The sequence below is a fragment of the Sphingomonas sp. Leaf33 genome (assembly GCF_001421785.1).
Lineage (GTDB): Bacteria > Pseudomonadota > Alphaproteobacteria > Sphingomonadales > Sphingomonadaceae > Sphingomonas.
This window is the reverse complement of the sequence record NZ_LMLB01000011.1, coordinates 1-20,141: the sequence shown is the minus strand read 5'-3', so window position 1 is coordinate 20,141 and position 20,141 is coordinate 1. Positions and strand designations below refer to the sequence as shown.

Genomic DNA, 20,141 nt, shown 5'->3' with positions numbered 1-20,141 from the left:
GCTCCAAGGGCGCGGTCGGGAAAAGGCTTAGCGGGGTGCTAAACCTATTTTTAGCGCCTGCGGGCGTAGCACCCGTCGGATGACGAAGCTGCGCTATCCGCTGATCGCCCCGCGCCCGCCGCGCCCGACCCTGCTTGGCGAAGGCCTTGCCCGGATCGAGGCGGCCGGCATCTACAGCAACAACGGGCCCGAGGTCTGCCGGTTCGAGGCCGCCGCGACCGAACGGCTGTTCGCCGGGCGCGGCGACTGCGTGACGGTGGCCAATGCGACGCTGGGGCTGATGCTGGCGATCCGCGAGGCGGCGGAACGGGTCGGACGCCCGCGCTGCTATGCGCTGATGCCCGCCTTCACCTTTGCCGCGACCGCGCAGGCCGCGATGTGGGCCGGACTGACGCCGCTCGTCTGCGATATCGACCCCGGCGACTGGTCGGCATCGGCCACGCACGAGGCCGAGCTACTGGCACGCCATGGCCAAGAGATCGCGGTCGTCGTGCCGTACGCGACGTTCGGCAACGCGATCGACCTGACCCGCTACGAAGGTTACGCGCGCGACCACGGCGTCGCTATCGTGATCGATGCGGCCGCGTCACTCGGCACGCTGGACGACGACGGCATCGGCTTCGGTGCCGGCGCGCCATTTCCGGTCGTCTATTCGATGCAGGCGACCAAGCCCTTCGCGGTCGCCGAGGGCGGGCTGATCCACACCGGCGACACCGCACTCGCGGCCAAGCTGCGCACGATGGCAAGCTTCGGGTTCGAAGCGCCACGCAGCGCGTCGCTGCCCGGTTTCAACGCCAAGCTGCCCGAAGTGCTTGCGGTGATGGCGCTGGCCAAGCTCGACGAGATCGAGGGCGTCAGCGAGCGCCGTGCGGGCGTCGAGGCGGCGTATCGCGAGGCACTCGCCCCGCTCGGGCTCCAGACGCCCTATGGCAAGCGCCGCGCCATGGGCTTCATGTCGGCGCTGCTGCCGCCGCATCTCGCGCCCCGCCGGGCAGAGGTCATCGCCGCGCTCGCCGAACGCGGGATCGGCGCGGCCACCTATTTCAGTCCGCATCTGGGCGAGCAGCCGCTGTTCCAGCGCGACGCCCGGATCGAGCCGACGCCGGTCGCCGACGATATCGGCGCACGCATCCTTTCGCTGCCCGCGACCGACGGGATGACCGCAGCCGATGCCGTCACCATCGCGCACGCCCTGCTCGAGACGATCGGCCTGTCGCGCGCCACGCCTGCTCAGCGCAGCATGCCCATCGCTCGCCTATTGGTCGTCGGCGGCGGGCCGGCCGGCACTGCGATGCTGACCGCGGCGGCCAAGGCGGGCAAGCTCAGGGACCTGTCGCAAGGCCTGATCCTGGTCGATCGCGGCGACGTACTCGGCAACGGACGGCTCGGCAACTACGCCATCGCGTCGGACAGCACCGCACAGACATTCCTGTCGGCGGTCGAGAACAATCCGGAAAGCGCCCTCGCCGCGCTCGCCGGTCATCCGACCGCGACGGCCGTCGGCGAATGGCGCGACAAGCTAGGTGTGCCGCTGGCGACCGCAGGCCCGTTCCTGGCCGCGACCGGCGAGCGGCTGGCGACACTCGTCTCGGGCTATGGCGGCGAGGTTCTCAAGGGGCACGAAGCCCTGAAGGCCGTGCGTGCCATCGACGGCATCTGGACCGTGCGCCTGCGCCGCCTGTCGGACGGCCATGAATTCGACGCGCGCGCCGAGAATCTGGTCGTTGCGACCGGCGGCCACCAGCCGCTCGACCGTCTGGTCGAACAGCGCGTGGCGGGCGAACGGCTGACCCACCGCGTCGGCGATCGCCTGCTGCAATCGGACGAAGTGCTAGCGCTGGGCGGCCTCGACCGCGTCGCCGACCTGTTGTCCGGCAAGCGGTCCCCGCGCGTCGCCGTCATCGGCGGATCGACCAGCGCACTCACCACGGTCGCGTTGCTGCTGCGCTCGCGGCCCGGCATTCCGTTTGGTGCCGGCGGCGTGACGTTGCTTCACCGCCGCCCCTTGCGCCCGTTCTACCATTCGGTCGAGGCGGCGCACGCAGAAGGCTTCACCGACTTCGGACCCGACGACATCTGCCCGGTGACCGGCTTCGTCTATCGCCTGGCCGGGTTCCGGCTGGAAGCGCGCGAGCTGGTGCTGCGGATGCTCGCGGTCGACGGGCGCGAGCCCGATCCGCGCGTGCGGATGCACCGCATCGGCGACGACGAGGGCCAGGCGCTCGACGTGCTCGACCGTGCCGACCTCGTTATCGCCGCGCTCGGCTACCGCCCGCGCGTGCTGCCGCTGGAGGACGCAGCAGGCCGCCCGCTCGCCCTTGCCGCCGACCGCGACCGGCCGATGGTCGACAGCTATTGCCGCGTGCTGGGCGCCGACGACGCGCCGATCCCCGGGCTGTTCGGCATCGGCCTGGCCGCGGGCTTCATTCCCTCAGGCCGGCTGGGTGGCGAAGCGAGCTTCAGCGGACAGGCCAATGGCCTTTGGCTGTGGCAGAACGACGTCGGCCAGTTGATCGTCGATGCCGTGCTGACGGGAGAGGCCAAGGCGTTGGCGGCATGAGTGCCGCTCCCGCCGTTTCAGTGGTCATGGCCGCCTACAACGGCGCGCACCTGATCGAGGAGACGCTGGCGAGCGTGCGTGACCAGACGCTCGACGATTTCGAAGTGCTGGTGGTCGACGACTGCTCGACCGACGACACGCGCACGGTCGTCCGGCGCTGGTCGGACCCCCGCGTCCGCCTGATCGAGGCGCCGGTCAACGGCGGCCCGGTGCGCGCGCGCAACCTGGCGTTTGCGCAGGCGCGCGGACGCTATATCGCGGGACTCGATCAGGACGACATCTGCCTGCCCGACCGCTTCGCGACCCAGGTCGCCCATCTCGACGCGCACCCGCGGACCGTGCTGGTCGCGGCCACCGCGATCACGTTCGAAGGCGCCAGGGAACGCGCGTCGCAACAGGCGACCAATTCGACGCCCGCGCTGATCCGCTGGCTGCTCCACGTCAAGAACCCGCTGGTCTGGTCGACGACGATGACGCGCGCGAGCGTCGCGCAGCGGCTGGAGCCGTTCACCCGGCCCGACTGCCTGTATGCCGAGGATTTCGACCTCTATCACCGCCTGCTTGGTCACGGCGACGTGGCACGGATCGACCGGCCGCTGCTGCGCTACCGCGACCATCCCGGCGGCGCGTCCAACCGCTACCGCGACACGATGCTGGCCAACAGTGGCGCGGTGCTGGAGCGCGCGTGGGCGCCGCACCTGGGCGACGATGCCGGCGACGCGGCACGGCTGCTCGCCCAATATGTGACCGCGGGCGAGGCGTGCGAGGATCGCGCGACGCTGGTCCGCGTCGGCGCGACGCTCAGCGCGCTGCAATCGACCTACCTCGCGGCCATTGCGCACGACAGCGAGAGCCGCCGCCTGATCAAATGGGAAACCGCGCGACTGTGGTGGCGGATCCTGCGTCATTCCGTGCGATCGGGCGCGGTCCCCGTTACCGATGCGATGACGGTCCGCCCCGATCACCTGGGTCTTGGCTATGCGGGGATCGACGACCTGATGATGTCGGGCCTGGTCGGTGGCGCGCGGTCGGTGCTGGCGCGGCGCAAACGAGCTTAGCGACCTCTTAAGCCCTTGTGGGCTACCCCTGATCGGTCATCGATCCACAGCGAAAGCCGCCGCTTGGCCACCCAGCCTTTTCCTGCCGCCACACCGCAGACCGAACGCGGCTACGACGCCATCCGCACCGTCGCGCGGCGCTGCGGCGAACTGGCGGTCGGGTGCAGCGATGCGGCGGGTTATGTCGCGGGCGTGTCGGACGGTATCGCCCGCCAGCTGACCGCGCTCGGCGATCTCGAAACCGTCACCGCCGCACTCCACGCCGACCAGAGCGGCGTCGCGCGATCGACCGGCGAGGCGCGCCGGCTGGCCGAACAGGCACGCCACACGCTCACCCGCGAAAGCGCGCAGATCGCCTCCGCCGTCGCCGAATGCGGCACGCTGACCGACCTGGTCGCGACCCTCGGCACCCGGATGACCGATTTCGCCGCGGCGATGGAACAGGTCCAGCGCGTATCGAGCGCGATCGACGCGATCGCCGCCAAGACCAACCTGCTGGCGCTGAACGCCACGATCGAGGCGCAGCGTGCGGGCGACGCCGGCCGGACCTTTGCCGTCGTCGCCGCCGAGGTGAAGAAACTGGCGCTCGAAACCCGCCAGGCGACCGACGAGATCAACCGGACGATGGAGACGTTCGTCGCGCAGGCCGGCCATGTCATCCACGACATCGACGAAGGCGTGAAGGCCGGCGAGCGCGCCCAACGCGGCGTCGCACAGATCAGCCAGACCGTCGCCGAGGTATCCGACCTGGTCACCAGCGTCGATTCGATCACCGACACGATCGCGCGATCGACCGAAGTGACGACCCACGGCGTGGGCCGGGTGCGCGAGACGCTCGACCTGTTCGGTGCCCAGGCGCGCGAGAGCGGGCAGACCCTGACCAGCGCGCACGAGCGGATGGAAAAGCTGGAGCTGCTGTCGAACACCATGCTCGACCAGCTGGCGCACTCGGGCATCGCCATCGACGACACCCGCTTTATCGACGCGATGCTGCGCGACGTGACGGTCGTCCAGCGGATGATCGAGGACGGCATCGCCCGCGGCGAAGTCTCCCGCGACGCGGTGTTCGACGTGGCGTACCAGCCGATCCCCGGCACCGACCCGGTGCAGCACAGCACGCGGTTCAACGATTTCGCCGACCGTCACATCCGCCCGCTGCTCGACCGGCTTCGCGACATGGACAGCCAGCGCGTGATCGGCGCGGCGATCGTCGATCGCAACGGATACCTGCCGACCCACCTGTCGGCCAAATCGCTGCCGCAGCGGGCAGGCGATCCGGCGTGGAACGCGGTCAATTGCCGCAACCGCCGCAACTTCATGGACGACATCACCGCGCGCGCCCTGGCGTTCGAAGGCGACTACCTGCTCGCCGCCTACCGCCAGGACCTGGGCCAGGGGCGGTACCGCACGGTCAAGAGCATCTTCGTGCCGCTGTGGATTACCGGGCGACGCTGGGGCAATTTCGAACTCGGCTACATCGACTAAAGCGTGGACTGAGAAAAGCGGTCGGTCCGCAATCGCCCGGTTGCAGGCGTGGGCGCGGTTTTCACAAGCGTGGCGCGGTCGAGTCGATCCTGCTCGATACGAGCGGGCGTGGCTAAGGTCACACGAGGGTCACACTATGACGACCGCAATTCCTCGTCCCAGCGGCCCGCCGGCGGATTGGCGCAGCCGCGGGAAGATCAGCGATGGGAAAGAACCGGTCGTTCGACCCCTACGCGATATTTTCCAACATTACTCCAACAAAGGACTGAACGCGCGTCCGCTATCGCCCAATTGTGGACATTCGCCTGTGTAGTATGATGACACGCGTCATCGCCAACGGAGTGCTGTGCTTTGCCGGACATCGCTACCCCCAATCTGCCGTCACGAAACTTCGAGGAGACGGCTACATTTTTCGGGAAGCTGGGCTTCAACGAGACATGGCGCGACGCGAACTGGATGATCCTGAAACACGGCGAAATAACGCTAGAGTTTTTTCCGTATCCCGACCTCGATCCCGCTAGCAGTTCGTTTAGCTGCTGCTTCCGACTGGATGACGTCAGCGCGTTCTATACCGCTATCTTGGCCGCTGGCGTCTCAGAGAAACGAAGCGGTTGGCCGCGAGCGCATAAGCCAAAACCAGAGCCATGGGGAGGCGTCGTCGGAGCACTGATCGATCCAGACGGAACATTGATTCGTCTCGTTCAAGTCCCGGACTGAACGTCCACCAATATCAGCCATTCACGCTCGCGCCGTAAGCGGTCGTTTGTGGGCTTACGGTCTGGATCACGCTCAATCCATCGTGCGGTGGATGACCTTCAGCGTGGGCCCGTCGATCCGCAGTTCGTTGAAGCCCGGCGGCGTGTCGCGCGTGCGGCACGACAGCGTTCCTGCACCGACCAGGCGGATCGTGCGATCGCCCACGTGGTGCACTTCGTCGAACGGGTCGTGGACATGGCCCGACAGCACGACGTCGGCGCCCGCCGCCGCCAATGCCGCCAGCGCGCCCTGCCCGCCCTGCGTCCGCGCGGTCGCGTGCGTGCCCATGTCGATCAGCGGGTGATGGCAGGCGACGATCGTCAGCGCGTGCGGATCCGCCGCGTGCGCCACGGCCAGCGCGCGGCCGAGCGAACCGTCACTGACACTGCCCTTCGACCAGTTGCGCCATTGGAACCGTGTCGTCGTCTTCAGCGGCACGATCGCGACACCGGGCAGCGTCAGGGGTTTCTCGATCATCGACTCGAGTTTCAGATAGCGGCGATAGGGGCGGAACAGCCGGGCGAAGAGGTTGAACAGCGGCAGGTCATGGTTGCCGACCTCGACCGTCACCGGTCGTTCGAGCCCTTCCAGCCAGGCCGACGCTGCGGCGAATTCCTCGCTGCGCGCGCGCATCGTCAGGTCGCCGGTCATGATGATCGCGTCGGGCCGCTCGGCATGGACGGCGGCGTCGAACCAGGCGATGGCCTCGCGGTCCTCGGCCCCAAAATGGACGTCGCTAACGTGGAACAGGCGGATCATGGGCAGGCCAACGCGCGAGACGCCGGACGGGTTCGCGCCTACTTCACGGTTCCCGCCATCGTCATGAGCGCGAGCAGGCCGACACCCATCCCCTTCACGCTTTCGGGCTTCGACACATCGGTCCATTCGTCGAGCGCATGCGCTCGCCCGCCCGACCCCCCGGCACCGATCGTGACGGCGGGGATGCCGAGACTCATCGCGGTGTTGGCATCGGTCGACGACGCATCCAGCGTCGGGGTGAAGCCCGCTGCACGCACCGCATCCTGCGTGACGCGTACGATCGGCGCATCGGCCGGCGTGCGCCCGGCGGGGCGGTCGCCGATCGGTTGCGGGTCGGCGGTCACCTGTCCGACCCGCGTCGAGCGCGCGGCGTTCTCATCGACGACCGCCTTCGCCACGATCGCCAGCACCTGTTTTTCCAGCGTCGCGAGCGCGCCGGCATCTTCCGAGCGCATATCGATGTCTACGAACACTTCGGACGGGATCGCGTTGACCGACGTGCCGCCGCCGGTGACGCTCGCCGAATAGGTCGTCCTGGGCGACGCCGGCGGCTGGAGGCGATAGATTTCGGCGATTGCCGCACCCATCGCCGCCATCGGGTTGACGATGCCGAACGCGCCGTAGCTGTGCCCGCCCGGCCCCCTGAACACGACGCGGTAGCGCTTCGACCCCACGCCGCCGTTGACGACGTGCGCCGGGTCCGCTCCGTCGAGCGAGAAGAACGCGCCCACCCGGTCCTTGTAGGCACCCTTGGTCAGCAGGTGGCGGACCCCGCGCAGGTCGCCGCGCCCTTCCTCCCCCACCGTGCCGACGAACAGGATCGGCCGCGTCGTCCGGACCTTGCCCGCATCGAGCGCGCGGATATAGGCGAGGAGTGTCGCCAGGCCCCGCGTGTCGTCGCCGACCCCGGGCGCCATCAGCTTCGTGCCGTCGCGCCGCACGGTCACGTCGGTGCCTTCGGGAAACACCGTGTCGAGATGCGCGGAGATGACGACCAGCGTCGCGCGCGGATCGGTGCCGGGGCGCAGGCCGGTAACGTTGCCCTCCGCATCGATGGCGACATCGCTCAGACCCAGCGCGCGGAATTTCTCGGCATAGGCCCGGGCTCGCACTGCTTCCTTGAACGGGGGCGCAGGAATTTGCGTCAGTTCGATCAGTTCGGCGACGAAGCGGTCGTGGTCGCGATCGATCGCAGCCATCGCCGTGCGATAGGGTGTGCCGCCGGCGACCGTGGCGACGGTCGCCTCACGCGCGGCGGCATGGGGCGCGGCGAGCAGGGCGACGACGAGGGGCAATTGGCGGAGGGCGGCGATCGTGCTGGATGTCATCTCCCGACGATGACGACCGCGGCGATGCCGGGCAACCCCCGGCCGCCCGGCTTATCGCCCGACCACGTCGCGGCGCATCGGCGCCAGTTTCGCCAGAAAGCGGTTCTGCGCGGCGAAGCCGACGTCCTCGGCGCGCATCGCCGCCTGCAGGTTTTCGACCAGCCGGTTCATGTCGGCCTGCTGCACGCCCATGTCCTTGTGCGCCGATTTCATGTCACGGCCGGTGTAGGAACAGCCGGCGTTCAGGATGTAGCAGAATTGTTCGAACAGCGTCCGCTTCAGCCGGACCTTGTCCTGGTTGGCGAAGATCTCGCCGATCCGCGGGTCGGCGAAATTGCTCGCGACGAAGCGGTCGACGATGCGGCGGATGCCGTCTTGGCCGTGGAAGGCGCGGGCCATGCCGTCGCCCGAAAACGGCGTCGCCCCGGCATTGGCGGGCGACGGCGTATACGGGTCGACCGATTCCTCGCCGGGCATGTGGTGCGGGGCGGGCAGGTCCTGCGGGGCGGCGGCGAGGGCCAGGGCGATAGCGAGAAACATGGAAAGTCGGCTCCGAAAGCGATGAGTCTAGAACGCGCCCTGTAACTGGAACAGCACACCGCGCTGTTTTTCAAACGTCGCGATCGATCCCAGGTCGGTATAGGCGACCGTCGCGGTGACGTGGCGATTGACGCCGTAAGCGACGAACGCGTCGGCCCAGTCGTCCTCGCGCGCGATGGCCAGGTTGCTCGGCTTGCTGCGATATTCGGCGCCGACGACCAGCCGGCGCGACAGCTGGTACGCCAGCGATCCTTCCATCTGCACGCGGTGCGTGTCGCCCAGCGTGCCGCCATGCCCCAGCAGGCCGTTCTGGTTGGCCTTGGTCGCGCGGACGGTGACGTTGGCGAGCAGCGACCAGTTCAGGAACAGCTTGGTCGCGCTGGCATAATAATCGGTGCCCGCGCCGTGTTTCGCCCCGACTGCGCGGACGACGGCATCGTCCAGGCTGTCCTTGTGCTGCACACCGACCGCGATCGCCGGCATCCATGTCGCACCATAGACGACATCGCCGGCCACCCGGACCTTGGCGCCGAAGATATTCTGGTCGAACTTGAAGTCGTTGCCGAGACCCAGCGCCCCGCCGACGCGGTTGGTGTCGAAGATCTGGCGCGCGAAGCTCAGCTCGATCCGGTTCCAGCCGCCGATCGCACCCGACAGGGCGGCGACGTCGTAATCGGGCAGTGCCACGATCGTCGCGCTCGCCTGGCCGCCGACACCGTCCTTGGTCGCATTGCCGGCGATCACCGCCCAAGGCGTCAGCCCGCCGCCGGCCGCCCCCTCGATCGTGCCGATCCCGTTGGTCAGCAACAGCTTGCCGGGCGCGCCGACATCCTGTGCGGCGGCGGGCGTCGCGACCAGGGTTGCGCAAAATACGTAGAGCGAGGTGGCGGTCGAGAAGCGCATGGCCCGCCTATCCCCCGGTTCTGGTAAATATCGCCCTAAGGCGGAATCGCTGCCATTCCGGCTTTAACCCGTAATTGACGCATCACGCCGTAGAGCGGGCGGCATGAAGCCCCTCCCTTTCCTGATCGCGGCGAGCGCAGTCCTGGCACCGATGTCGGCCGAGGCCGGGACGGTCGCCGTCCGCATCGTCGATGCCGCGGGCCAGCCGGTGCCCGACGCGGTCGTCACCATCCACCCGGGCACAGGCGTGCCCGCCGGCCCGATCCGTTTTCCCTGGGCAAATGCGATGGTGCAGAAGAACATCGCGTTCAATCCGGGCACGCTGATCGTGCCGGTCGGCGCGACCGTCGCCTTCCCCAACCAGGACAAGGTGCGCCACCATGTCTACAGCTTTTCCAAGCCGGCGAAGTTCGAGCTGAAGCTGTTCGGCCAGGACCAGAGCCGCACCTATACCTTCACGACGCCGGGCACGGTGGCGCTCGGCTGCAACATCCATGATTCGATGTCGGGCTTCATCCGCGTCGTCGACACGCCGTTCGCCGGCAAGACGGCGGCGGCCGGCGACACGCGCATCGCCGGCGTGACCGGCGGGCGGGCGGTGCTGACGGTCTGGCACCCGCGGCTCAAGTCGCGGCTGAACGAAGCAACCTTTGCCCTCGACGTGCCTGTGGCCGGCGACATCGCCAAGCGCATCGCCGTGACGCTGCGGTAAGCACCATGGTCCCGCGTCGCCCCTCCCTGCCGCGTGTCGCAGCACTGGTCCGCGGATCGCTGTCGGCCAAGCTGACGCTGTTCTACAGCGCGCTGTTCGCGGTCGCGGTCGGGCTGATCCTGACGGGCGCGAAGGCGGGGATCAGCCGCTACGCCGAACACATGATCCGCAGCGAGATGACCGCCAGCGCCAAGGTCTTCGATCGCGTGGCGGCGATGCGTTACGCGCAACTGGGCGATGCGAGCACCGTGCTGGCGGCCGATTTCGGCTTTCGCAGCGCGGTCGCGACCGATGACGCGCCGACGATCGGATCGGCGCTCGAATCGCTGCGCAGCCGGCTGAACCTCGACCAGGCATTCTTCGTCGGCGTGGACGGTACGATCGTCGGCTATCGCGGCGCGCTGTCGGCGGGGGACGCAAACGACCTGCTGGAGGCGCTGGAGGACGGCCGCACGCGCGGCGTCCTGCGCATCGGCACGCGGCAGTTCAATGCCGCAGCGTCCGCCGTAAAGGCGCCGGTCACGATCGGTTGGGTCGTATTCGGCAACGCGCTGGATGCGGGCGAGATGGCGCGGCTGGCGAAACTGTCGTCGATCGATCTCGCCCCGCGGATCGTGCCCGCAACGACGCTGACCGCCGCCCAGCGCAGCGGCATCGCCACCGAACAGGTCGTCGGCGGCACGCGGATGCTGGTCCAGGCGTCGCCCATCGCGTCCTTCCGCGCGGGCGAACCCCAGATGCTGCTGCTCCAGCACAGCGTGACCAGGGCGCTGGCCGACTATCGCCCGATGCTCTGGCTGCTGCTCGGCTGCGGCATCGTCGGCGTCGGCCTGGCCGGCGCCGGCAGCTTCCTGCTGGCGCGGCGCATCACCCGCCCGATCATCGCGCTGAAGGCGGCGGCCAGATCGGCGGCCAAGGGCGACTATACGCAGGTCGAGGTGACGACCCGCGACGAGATCGGCGCGCTTGCCGCCAGCTTCAACCGGATGGTCGAGGACATCGGCGCGCGCGAGCGGCAGATCACCCACATGGCGCTGCACGACGGCCTGACCGGCCTCGCCAACCGCGTGCTGCTGCGCGAATATCTCGGCACTGCCCTCGCCCGCGACGGCACCGCCCGGCGCCAGGCGCTGTTCTGCCTCGACCTGGACCAGTTCAAGGTCGTCAACGACACGCTGGGCCACCCGACCGGCGATGCCCTGCTCTGCGACACCGCGCGCCGCCTGACCGACTTCGCCGGCGAAGGCTTCGTCGCGCGGCTGGGCGGCGATGAATTCGCGCTCGTCCTGTTCGAGGATCACCGCACGTTCGACCGAATGGCGCACGAGCTGATCCGCGTCGTCGCCGAACCCTGTATCGTCAACGGCCACCGCATCGTGCCGGGCACCAGCGTCGGCATCGCCATCCTGGGCGAAGACGGCAGCGACCCGGTGACGCTGGCCAAGAACGCCGACCTGGCGCTCTACCGCGCCAAGCACGACGGGCGCGGCGGCTATCGCTTCTTCGAAGCCGCGATGGATGCGGAGGCCCGCAAGCGCCGGCAGATGGAGCTCGACCTGCACGACGCCATCGCCGAGGGGCAGCTATCGCTGATGTTCCAGCCGCTGTTCGACCTGGCGGAAACGCGGATTTCGGCGTTCGAGGCACTGCTGCGCTGGAACCACCCGACCCGCGGAATGGTGTCGCCGGTCGATTTCATCCCGCTGGCCGAGGATACCGGCCTGATCGTGCCGATCGGCGAATGGGTGATCCGCGAGGCGTGCCGCACCGCGCGCAACTGGCCCGACGACGTCCGCATCGCGGTGAACGTCTCGCCCGTGCAGTTCCGCAACCCCGGCCTGTCCGCGGTCATCCTCCAGGCCCTGTCCGAAAGCGGCCTGCCGCCGCAGCGGCTGGAGCTGGAAATCACCGAGAGCCTGTTCATCGACAATCCCGAATCGACGCTGGCGTCGCTGCACAGCCTGCGCGCGCTGGGCGTACGCGTGGCGCTCGACGACTTCGGCACCGGCTATTCCTCGCTCAGCTATCTGCGTGCGTTCCCGTTCGACAAGATCAAGATCGACCGCAGCTTCATCATCGACCTGCTGAACGGCGGCGGCGGCGCGACCGCGATCATCAAGTCGATCACGACGCTGGCTGAGGCGCTGGGCATGGAGACGACCGCCGAAGGGGTCGAGAATTCCGACCAGCTCGACATCCTGCGCGAACAGGGCTGCAGCCACATCCAGGGCTATTATTTCAGCAAGCCGATCTCGAACACCGAAGTCCACCGGATGCTGAACACGACGCAGGACGACTTCGCCCGCCTGCGGGCCTGACCCGGACCGCGGCCGCGCCGGTCCGCCGCCATGAGTGTTGACGACGGGACGGCCCCCGTGTCATTGCGCCCCTCGCAGACGCTCGACGCCCGCCGTTCGGCCCGGCGGCCAGCAGATGCCGTTTCGACGCCAAGCCGTTGAAATGCGGGTGTAGCTCAATGGCAGAGCAGAAGCTTCCCAAGCTTACGACGAGGGTTCGATTCCCTTCACCCGCTCCACCTTTGCCGTAAGTGGCGAACCCTCGTTGATTTGATGGCGCTTCGCCCTGCCGGGCTGCGCTCGGGGTTCGATTCCCTTCACACGCTCCAGCGCTTCCAAGAACCTTGCCGGCGGCCCGGAGCACATCACGCGCCGTCCGCCACTCGTCGCAGGCCCCATTGGTCGTAGTGGAAGCGGTGTGACCCGAGTCGGAAGTCGCGGTCGCCGGTCCGTTCGGGCTTTGCGTCGGCGGGGATATCATGCGCCATCCAGCCGGGGATCGCGATGCGGCGAACGGCGTGGCCGAACGGTCCGGCAAGCGGCGGGTCGAGGTCGATCAGCAGGTCGCGCGCGCCGAGGCGGGTCGTCACCGCCGTCATGTCGTCGGCGTAGAGCAGGTCGGTGAAGCGCCGGGACAGGTCGAGCGCGACCTGGCGCGCGGACTGGCCTTCGGCGAACACCGCCCCGGCGTGCCGATTCGCGTGATTCTCCCAGTCCGGACCCAGGTCGCGCACGATCGCGGCCAGGATATCGGGATGCAGCGCGCCTTCCACCAGCCGGCGATTGTCGCGCGGGATGGCGATGTCGGGCGTCGCCTCCAGCAGCCGCAGCGTCGCCTCGATCCGGACGAGGTTCGGATAGACGCGGCCCAGCCCGTGGCGTCCCGCCCGGCCGAGCAGCGCCGACAGGTCCCGCTCCGCCGGGCGCAGCAGAACGACGCGCGCGTCGGCGAACGCCCCGCGATCCGCGCGCGCGTGCCGGTGCAGCCGCCCGATGCGCTGGAGCAGCACGTCGATCGGCGCCACGTCGGTGAGGAGCAGGTCGGCATCGATGTCGAGCGACTGTTCCAGCGTCTGCGTGCCCACCAGCACGCATCCGCCGGCGGTGCGTCCCTTGCCGAACAGCGCCGCGACCCGGCGGTCGAGCCGTTCGCGATCATCCCGCGCGAACCGGCTATGGTGGAGCGTCGGCACGCCGGCGACCTCGAACGCCAGGTCGGGCGCCATCGCCGCCACCGCCTGCGCGACCGGCACCGCGTCGGTCACGGTATTGCGCACGACCAGTACCGCGGCCCCGGCCCGCGCGGCGGCGACCGCGCGGTCGGCGACCGCCTGCGGATCGGCGATCAGCCCGACGCTCTCGACCCGCACGCGCTTGTCACCGCGCGTGCCACCCGTCGCCGGACGCGGAGGCGCTCCGCGTCCCGACAGCGCCGGATAGGGTGTCGCCGACAGCAACAGCGCGTGCCCACCGACCGCGGTATGGTTATCCAGCAACCGATCGAGCAACCCGCCCATATACGCGTCCGAGGCATCCTTTCGCCATCCCCTACGACCGACGCGCCGTCCACTTCAGCGGCCTCTACACCGCGCCGCTGTCATGATCTGGCTCCACCTGACGTCGGTCCAACCTGGAACAGCATATCTTCAGCAGCATCTCCTTCTATTCGCGGACAGCCAAAGCCGCCGATGCGAATTACATATTTTCGCGGATCGGCGGTTTCGGGTCATAGGCGGGCCGATCATCGCGGACAGCTAGAGATGGGTGGCTCACTCGTCTGCAAGGCCGTCCGTCATGTATCTGCCCTACACCCCCGATGCGGCACCGGACTGGTCGGGGCCGGCCAAGGCGCTGGCGATAGCGGTCTTCGTGCAGGGGGTGCTGGCAGTCGCCATCCTGGTCCACGGCGCGGCGGGGACGCCGCTGGCGCTGGGCGCGGGAGTGATCGCGATCGTCACCCTGCCCCTGATCGTGCGCGCGCAGATGCCGATGCCGGCCAAGGCGATGCTGGCGGTGGCGACGCTGACCGCGACGTTGACGGTGGTCGCGGCCACGGACCTGCTGGGCCTGCGGTCGGTCGAACGGTCGGTGGCGCAATCGGCGGGAACCGGTGGACCGGCGCCGGTCGTTACGGCGACATCGGTCGCGCGGCCCGCCAACCTGATGATCCGTGGCGGCGGCGATCCGGTCGCGGCGGCGCTCGCCGACGATCTGGCGATCGAGATGCGCGCATCGATGACCAGCGCCGACCAGCCGCTGATCGACGGCGTCATCCTGAACGACGGTTCCAGCGTCGCCCTGCGCTGGGCGATGAACCGCGGATCGACCCGCCGCCGGTGCGGTGACGTCCGTGTCTTCGGCGACACCCGCATGATCGCCGTTGCCGCCTTTCGCGAGGCGCTGGACCGCGCCATCGACGCATCGCGGGACAAACCCCTCGCCTGCGCCTGACGACCACGATTATAAATTCCGGAAACTTATCGCAAAATACGCATTTCCACGGTCCGCTGCGATCCGCGGATTGCTTACGAAGTTTCGTCATCCTGCCGGTCATGGGTGGGACCAGAACCTTGCTTGGCGGCGGAGCGATCCGGCATGTGTGGCGTGACCAGCGCGGCGTCGCGGTAATCGAGATGGCGCTGGCGCTGCCCATCCTGGTGATGCTGCTGTTCGCGATCGTTTCCTACGGGTCGTGGCTTTCGCTCGCCAACGTCGTCCAGCAGAGCGCCAACGAAGCCGCGCGCGCCGCGGTTGCCGGGCTGACCGCGGGCGAACGCGCGACGCTGGCGCAGCAGACCGCGACGACGACGCTCGGCCGCAGCTATGAAATCCCGGCCAGCCGCGTCGCCGTCGCCGTGGCGGACGACGGCAGCACGCTGGCCGTCACCGTCGCCTATGATGCGACCGGCAACGCGCTGCTCGCGATGCCGTTGATTCCCAAGCCGCCGACGCGGATCGCGAGGACCGCCGCCATCCTGGTGAGCCGGCCGTGAGGCGGCTGCGGGTCTGGCGCGACACGCGCGGCAATATTTCGATCCTGATGGCCGGCGGGCTGACGATGCTGACTGCGGTCGGCGCGCTGGGCATCGACACCGCCAACCTGTTCCTCGAACGCCGCCGCGTCCAGGGCATCGCGGATGCCGCCGCGATGGCCGCCGCCGCCGCGCCGCTGACCGGGCAGGAGGGCGCTCGCGCGGTACTGGCGCTGCCGCCCAATGCCGGAGCGACGCTGGTGTCGGTCACGCCCGGCAAATACCTGGCCGATCCGCGCGTGGCGGTGGAGGCGCGCTTCCAGACCGACTGGATCGCGCCCGACGCCGCGCGCGTCACGATCGAAGGAGGCAGCCAGACGATCTTCGGCCGTGTGCTCGGCATCGGTCCCAATGTCGCGATCACCGCGACCGCCACCGCCGCGCGGATCGACACCGCCGCCATCTCGGTCGGGTCGCGGCTGGCAGGCGTCGACGGCGGGATCGCCAATGCCGTCCTGTCGGCGCTGGGCGGCAGCGACCTGTCGCTCTCGGTGATGGACTATAATGCCCTTGCCGCCGCCGATGTCGATCTGCTCCGCTGGTTCGAAGCGCTGCACAGCCGGGCGGGTGTCGGTATCGGCACCTTCGGCGAACTTGCCGCCGCCGACGTCCAGCTGGCCGATGCGGTCGGGGCGCTGGCCGATACGACGTCCAGCCCGGACGCCGCCCGCATCCTGCGTGGGCTGGTCGGGCGTCTGGCGAACCGCACGGTGCGGCTGCGCGATGTCATCGCTCTAGGCCCCTTGGCCGAAAGCGCCAGCGCCGATCCGACCCGGCCGATCACCGTCGGGACGCTATCGCTGTTGCGCGAGGCGATCCTGATCGGCGGTCAGGCGCGACAGGTCGATATCGCGCTGTCGCCGGGCATCGCCGGACTGGCTGCGGCCACCTATCGCGTGGAGATCGGCGAGCGGCCCGCGTCGTCGCCGTGGATTGCGGTCGGCCGTGCCGGACAGGTGACCGTCCGCACCGCGCAGGCGCGAATCCTGCTCGATACGAAACTGGCGAGCGCGCCGCTGGGCCTCGGCACCATCCGCGTGCCGATCGTCGCCGAACTGGCATCGGCGGAGGCGCGGCTGACGCGGGTGGACTGTTCGCGCGCGATGGGGCCCGCGGCGACGCTGGACGTGCTGCCGTCCCTCGGGCGGGTCGCGATCGCCGATATCGACGGCAGCGACTTTTCCGATTTCACGACACCGCTGGCGCTGCGGCGCGCGACCGTCGCAAGCCTGCCGCTGGTCAACGCGACGGTGCTTGCCGACATCCGGCTGGGCGGGGTCGCCGCGCAATCGGTGCGGTTCAGCGCGGACGACGTGGCGGCCGGGCGCGTCAGGTCGGTGCAGACCAACGACATCGTCGGCGGAATCGCGGCATCGCTGCTGCGAACTGCGGACATCCGCGTGTCGGTGCTGGGCCTCGGGCTGTCCGCGGGCCTGCTGACCGCGACGCTCGGCACGACCCTGTCGCTGGCGGCGCCGGCGCTCGACACCTTGCTGGACGCGACGCTGTCGCTGGCGGGGCTGCGCCTGGGCGAGGCGGATGTGCGCGTGAACGGCGTGCGCTGCGGCGTGCCGGTACTGGTCGGATGAGGGACGGGACTGTGGGTAACGATCGCCGCCGGGATCACCGGCAGACCGCCACGGCAGAATGGGAACCGGTCCGCTGGCCGGTCGAGATCGCCGCCGAGATGTTCGAGGCGGGATCGTGCTGGCTGCCGGTCACGGTGCTCGACCTGTCGGCGGCCGGGTGCCGGATGCACACCGGCTTCCGCGTGCGACCGGGTCGGGCGGCAAAGCTGCGCCTGCCGGGCTTCGCGGCCGTCGCGACGACGATCGAGTGGAGCGAGGACTGGCACGTCGGCCTGCGCTTCACTCACCCGATCCATCCATCGGTGCTCTACCACCTCGCCGCCCGATACCGCGCGAAACGCAGCGACGCGGCTTAGGGTCTGGACTCAGTCAGGACGGGGATCGTGATCGCCCGCGGGAAGGCGCTGGCGAGGAGTGTAGCGCAGCGCGTAGGGCGCTACCTGCAAGCAAGCGATGACGACCAGCGCCTTCCTGCCGCCGCGGGCCGATTTTTCCCCGGGGCGGCGTCGCGAGCCAAGAAAGTCCTGAGGTCACGATGCATCAGCATCGCTCCGCTTCTCACCTCTTGCCCCGAACCGAAATCGGCTCCGTCACGACCCCGTCCTGACTGAGTACAGGTCCTTCAGGCGCCGCTAAGCAATCCGCGCCCTGACCACGCGCTCCAGCACCGCGAGCGGCATCCCCCCCAGCAGCAGGACCGAATGGAACTGCCGCGGGTCCCAGTTGGCGCCGGCCTTCGCCTTCGCCGCGTCGCGCAGCTCGACCCATTTGGTGTGGCCGATCTTGTAGCTGGTCGCCTGCCCCGGCCAGACGACATAGCGATCGATCTCGTTCTGGCTGCGGTTGCGCGCGATGCCGGTCGTCGCCATCAGGTAGTCGGTCGCTTTCTCGCGGCTCCAGCGCTTGGCGTGCAGGCCGGAATCGACGACCAGTCGCGTGGCGCGGAACAGCAGCGATTGCAGATAGCCGACCCGCCCTAGCGGATCCCCGTCGAACATGCCCATCTCGTCGGCCAGCTGCTCCGAATACAGCGCCCACCCCTCGCTATAGCCGCTGAATCCGCTGCGGCGGCGGATGAGCGGAATGTCCTTGCTCTCCAGCGCGGTCATCACCTGCAGATGATGCCCCGGCACCGCTTCGTGATGGCTGAGCGTCGCCAGCCCGAACTTCGGCCGGTCGAACGTGTCCTTCAGGTTGATGAAATAGACGCCCGGGCGCGATCCATCGAGCGTCGCCGCCTGGTAATCCCCCCCCGGCGCGCCCGCCTCGATCGCCGGCGGCACGCGACGCGCGACGACCTCGGCCTTCGGCACATAGCTGAACTGTTCGGGCAGGCGCCTGGCCATCGCCGCGATCTGCGTGTCGAGCAAAGCGACCAGCGCGGTCTTGCCCGCATCGGTATTGGCGAAGAGCTGGTCGGGTCGCTGGTTGAGCGCGACCAGCCGTTCGCCGACGGTCCCGCTCGTCATCCCCTGCGCCTTCAGGATCGTATCGATCCGCGCGCCGATCTCGGCGACCTGCGCCAGCCCCAGGCGGTGTATCTCGTCGCCGGACAGCGGCACCGTGCTGGAGGCCTCGGCCAGATGGGCGTAGAGCGCATCGCCCTGCGGCAACCGCCAGCATCCCGCCTCGTGCGTCGCCTTTGCGCGCAGATCGCCGACCAAAGCGCGCTGGCGGTCGAGCGCGGGGAACACGGCGCTCGTCATGATCGCCTCGGCCTGCACGCCCAGCGCCGGCGGCAGCCCGGCCGCTTTCAGCTTGGCGACGAAGCCCTTGACCGGCGTCGTCTCCGCCGCTGGCTTGTCGCGCAGCTCGGCAAGCAGCAGCACCATGCGGTCGAGCACGAAATCGGGCGGCGCGACGCCCTTCGCCGCATCGGCGCGGGCGCGCTCGACGCTCTGGTCGATCGCCCGCGGAAATGCGGACAAGCGCGCAAGATAGGCGTCGGCATCCGCACGGCTCGCGACGCGGTGCTGGCCATCCAGGAATTCGGGGATCGACCGGTACGGTCCCGACAGCTGCGACAGGACATAGGGCGAATTGCCCGATCCATAGTCGAACGCACCGCGCGCGATCGCCAGCTTCAGTTGGTAATCGACGACGTCGTAATCGATCGCCGCGCTGTCGGAGAGCGTTGCGCGGTCAATCCGCCGCAAGGCCGCCTGTTCGGCGCGGCTACGCGCGAGCGAGCGCTGCACGCCGGCGCGCGTCTCGTCGCCCAACCGCGACCGCAGCCCCGCGCGCTCGCCCGTATCGAGGCCGAGCGCGGTGGCCTGTTCGGGACGCTCGGCCAAGCGGTCGTAGAAGAACCGGTCGAGCAGGGCCCGCAGCGCCGCATCGCCAGACCCGGCCGGCGCCTGCGCGATCACCGCGGCGGGCACCACCGCCGTCGCGGCAACCGCTCCGCCCGCCCTCAGCATCGACCGACGATCGATGCCACCGGCGCCCGCCATCTCCGCCATTGCCGAGCGTCCGTCGCTCACTTGACCGCGTCCAGGCCGGTCTTCAGCTTCGCCATGGTCTCCGCGGTCAGCTGGCCCGGGGCCATCGGCGCAAGCTGGTTGAAGCTCATGCCCTTGAACTGCTCATACATCGGATGCGCCGCGATGCCCGGCACGGCGCCATCGATGACCGCCTTCGCTCGGGCATCGGCCACCAACGTTTCGACCGGTGTGTCGAGCGAAAATCGGGCTGCCGCCGCAGGCGCGGCGGCTGGCGCCCTGGTAACGGTCGGGGCCGCCGGCGTGGCCGTGTCCTGCGTCGGCACCGACATCGACAGGGCGGTCGCAGCGACCAGAGAAAGGCTGAGCGTCATCGCAGGGAATCCTCGCAGTGCCCTCCTCTCGGCCCGATGCCGGGGAGGCTCGGGGTTGAGGGTAACGCCCGATCGACGCGTTGCAACCGGTCAGCATCATCGTCATCGCCGTCTGCTTGTGGATCATCCGGAGCGGGCTGGTCGATGCGGCGTGCTGTTGCCATCCATTGATGCAGCGCCCGGCGTCGGAAACGCAAAGAAGCCCCGAGCGCTGGTGCGTTCGGGGCTTTTGTGATGTTTTGGTTTGGTTGCGGGGACAGGATTTGAACCTGTGACCTTCAGGTTATGAGCCTGACGAGCTACCGGG

The 20,141-nt window shown here is 69.0% G+C and carries 17 protein-coding genes and 1 tRNA gene; 11 read left to right on the top strand and 7 right to left on the bottom strand.

Annotated features, from left to right (window positions below; genetic code table 11):
* Positions 1–79 precede the first annotated feature (79 nt).
* From ASE86_RS12730 to ASE86_RS15765, 4 genes are all read left to right on the top strand, one after another.
* The gene (locus tag ASE86_RS12730; RefSeq protein WP_056427589.1) at positions 80–2,560 is read left to right on the top strand and encodes a DegT/DnrJ/EryC1/StrS family aminotransferase; all 2,481 of its coding nucleotides are present in this window, start codon (positions 80–82) and stop codon (positions 2,558–2,560) included.
* Positions 2,557–3,618, top strand: a complete 1,062-nt coding sequence (locus ASE86_RS12725) for a glycosyltransferase family 2 protein (protein ID WP_056427586.1) — start codon at positions 2,557–2,559, stop codon at positions 3,616–3,618. The genes ASE86_RS12730 and ASE86_RS12725 overlap by 4 nt, the downstream gene beginning before the upstream one ends.
* A gap of 63 nt (positions 3,619–3,681) precedes the next feature.
* Entirely contained in the window at positions 3,682–5,103 is a 1,422-nt protein-coding gene (locus ASE86_RS12720) for a methyl-accepting chemotaxis protein (RefSeq protein WP_056427583.1), read from the top strand.
* A gap of 351 nt (positions 5,104–5,454) precedes the next feature.
* A complete protein-coding gene (locus ASE86_RS15765) occupies positions 5,455–5,820 on the top strand; it encodes a bleomycin resistance protein (protein WP_082441910.1) in 366 nt (121 codons plus the stop codon).
* Positions 5,821–5,892: 72 nt separating this feature from the next.
* Here ASE86_RS15765 and ASE86_RS12715 read toward each other — a convergent pair whose 3' ends face one another.
* From ASE86_RS12715 to ASE86_RS12700, 4 genes are read right to left on the bottom strand one after another with little or no spacing between them, the layout of a single operon-like run.
* Positions 5,893–6,618 (bottom strand): metallophosphoesterase family protein, encoded by a 726-nt coding sequence (locus ASE86_RS12715; protein ID WP_056427581.1) that lies wholly within the window; start codon positions 6,616–6,618, stop codon positions 5,893–5,895.
* A 38-nt stretch (positions 6,619–6,656) separates the two neighbouring features.
* A complete protein-coding gene (locus ASE86_RS12710; RefSeq protein WP_056427578.1) occupies positions 6,657–7,946 on the bottom strand; it encodes a M20/M25/M40 family metallo-hydrolase in 1,290 nt (429 codons plus the stop codon).
* A gap of 51 nt (positions 7,947–7,997) precedes the next feature.
* The gene (locus ASE86_RS12705) at positions 7,998–8,486 is read right to left on the bottom strand and encodes a group I truncated hemoglobin (RefSeq protein WP_056427575.1); all 489 of its coding nucleotides are present in this window, start codon (positions 8,484–8,486) and stop codon (positions 7,998–8,000) included.
* 27 nt (positions 8,487–8,513) lie between these two features.
* Positions 8,514–9,389: a DUF3034 family protein gene (locus ASE86_RS12700; RefSeq protein WP_056427572.1), complete on the bottom strand. Its 876-nt coding sequence runs from the start codon at positions 9,387–9,389 to the stop codon at positions 8,514–8,516.
* Positions 9,390–9,492: 103 nt separating this feature from the next.
* Here ASE86_RS12700 and ASE86_RS12695 point away from each other — a divergent pair, with 103 nt between their 5' ends.
* From ASE86_RS12695 to ASE86_RS12685, 3 genes are all read left to right on the top strand, one after another.
* The gene (locus ASE86_RS12695; RefSeq protein ID WP_056427569.1) at positions 9,493–10,101 is read left to right on the top strand and encodes a hypothetical protein; all 609 of its coding nucleotides are present in this window, start codon (positions 9,493–9,495) and stop codon (positions 10,099–10,101) included.
* A 5-nt stretch (positions 10,102–10,106) separates the two neighbouring features.
* Positions 10,107–12,419, top strand: coding sequence for a putative bifunctional diguanylate cyclase/phosphodiesterase (locus tag ASE86_RS12690; protein WP_082441909.1), 2,313 nt, complete (start codon positions 10,107–10,109; stop codon positions 12,417–12,419).
* A gap of 144 nt (positions 12,420–12,563) precedes the next feature.
* Positions 12,564–12,637: transfer RNA gene (locus ASE86_RS12685), tRNA-Gly, on the top strand.
* A 126-nt stretch (positions 12,638–12,763) separates the two neighbouring features.
* On the opposite strand, the gene ASE86_RS12680 is transcribed toward ASE86_RS12685, so the two are convergent.
* Entirely contained in the window at positions 12,764–13,915 is a 1,152-nt protein-coding gene (locus tag ASE86_RS12680) for a hypothetical protein (RefSeq protein WP_056427566.1), read from the bottom strand.
* 277 nt (positions 13,916–14,192) lie between these two features.
* On the opposite strand from ASE86_RS12680, the gene ASE86_RS12675 reads away from it, so the two are divergent.
* From ASE86_RS12675 to ASE86_RS12660, 4 genes are all read left to right on the top strand, one after another.
* Positions 14,193–14,849 (top strand): hypothetical protein, encoded by a 657-nt coding sequence (locus ASE86_RS12675; protein ID WP_056427562.1) that lies wholly within the window; start codon positions 14,193–14,195, stop codon positions 14,847–14,849.
* A 101-nt stretch (positions 14,850–14,950) separates the two neighbouring features.
* Entirely contained in the window at positions 14,951–15,391 is a 441-nt protein-coding gene (locus tag ASE86_RS12670; RefSeq protein WP_082441908.1) for a TadE/TadG family type IV pilus assembly protein, read from the top strand.
* Positions 15,388–17,019 carry a pilus assembly protein TadG-related protein gene (locus ASE86_RS12665; RefSeq protein ID WP_056427556.1) on the top strand — a complete coding sequence of 544 codons (1,632 nt, stop codon included), beginning with the start codon at positions 15,388–15,390 and terminating at the stop codon, positions 17,017–17,019. Before ASE86_RS12670 ends, ASE86_RS12665 begins: the two co-directional genes overlap by 4 nt.
* Positions 17,020–17,030: 11 nt before the next feature.
* Complete coding sequence (locus tag ASE86_RS12660; protein WP_056427553.1) at positions 17,031–17,375, top strand: PilZ domain-containing protein; 345 nt, start codon at positions 17,031–17,033, stop codon at positions 17,373–17,375.
* 276 nt (positions 17,376–17,651) lie between these two features.
* Here ASE86_RS12660 and ASE86_RS12655 read toward each other — a convergent pair whose 3' ends face one another.
* Both ASE86_RS12655 and ASE86_RS12650 read right to left on the bottom strand, forming a co-directional pair.
* Complete coding sequence (locus ASE86_RS12655; protein WP_056427799.1) at positions 17,652–19,454, bottom strand: DUF885 domain-containing protein; 1,803 nt, start codon at positions 19,452–19,454, stop codon at positions 17,652–17,654.
* Positions 19,455–19,498: 44 nt separating this feature from the next.
* Entirely contained in the window at positions 19,499–19,834 is a 336-nt protein-coding gene (locus tag ASE86_RS12650) for a hypothetical protein (protein ID WP_056427550.1), read from the bottom strand.
* Positions 19,835–20,141: the final 307 nt, after the last annotated feature.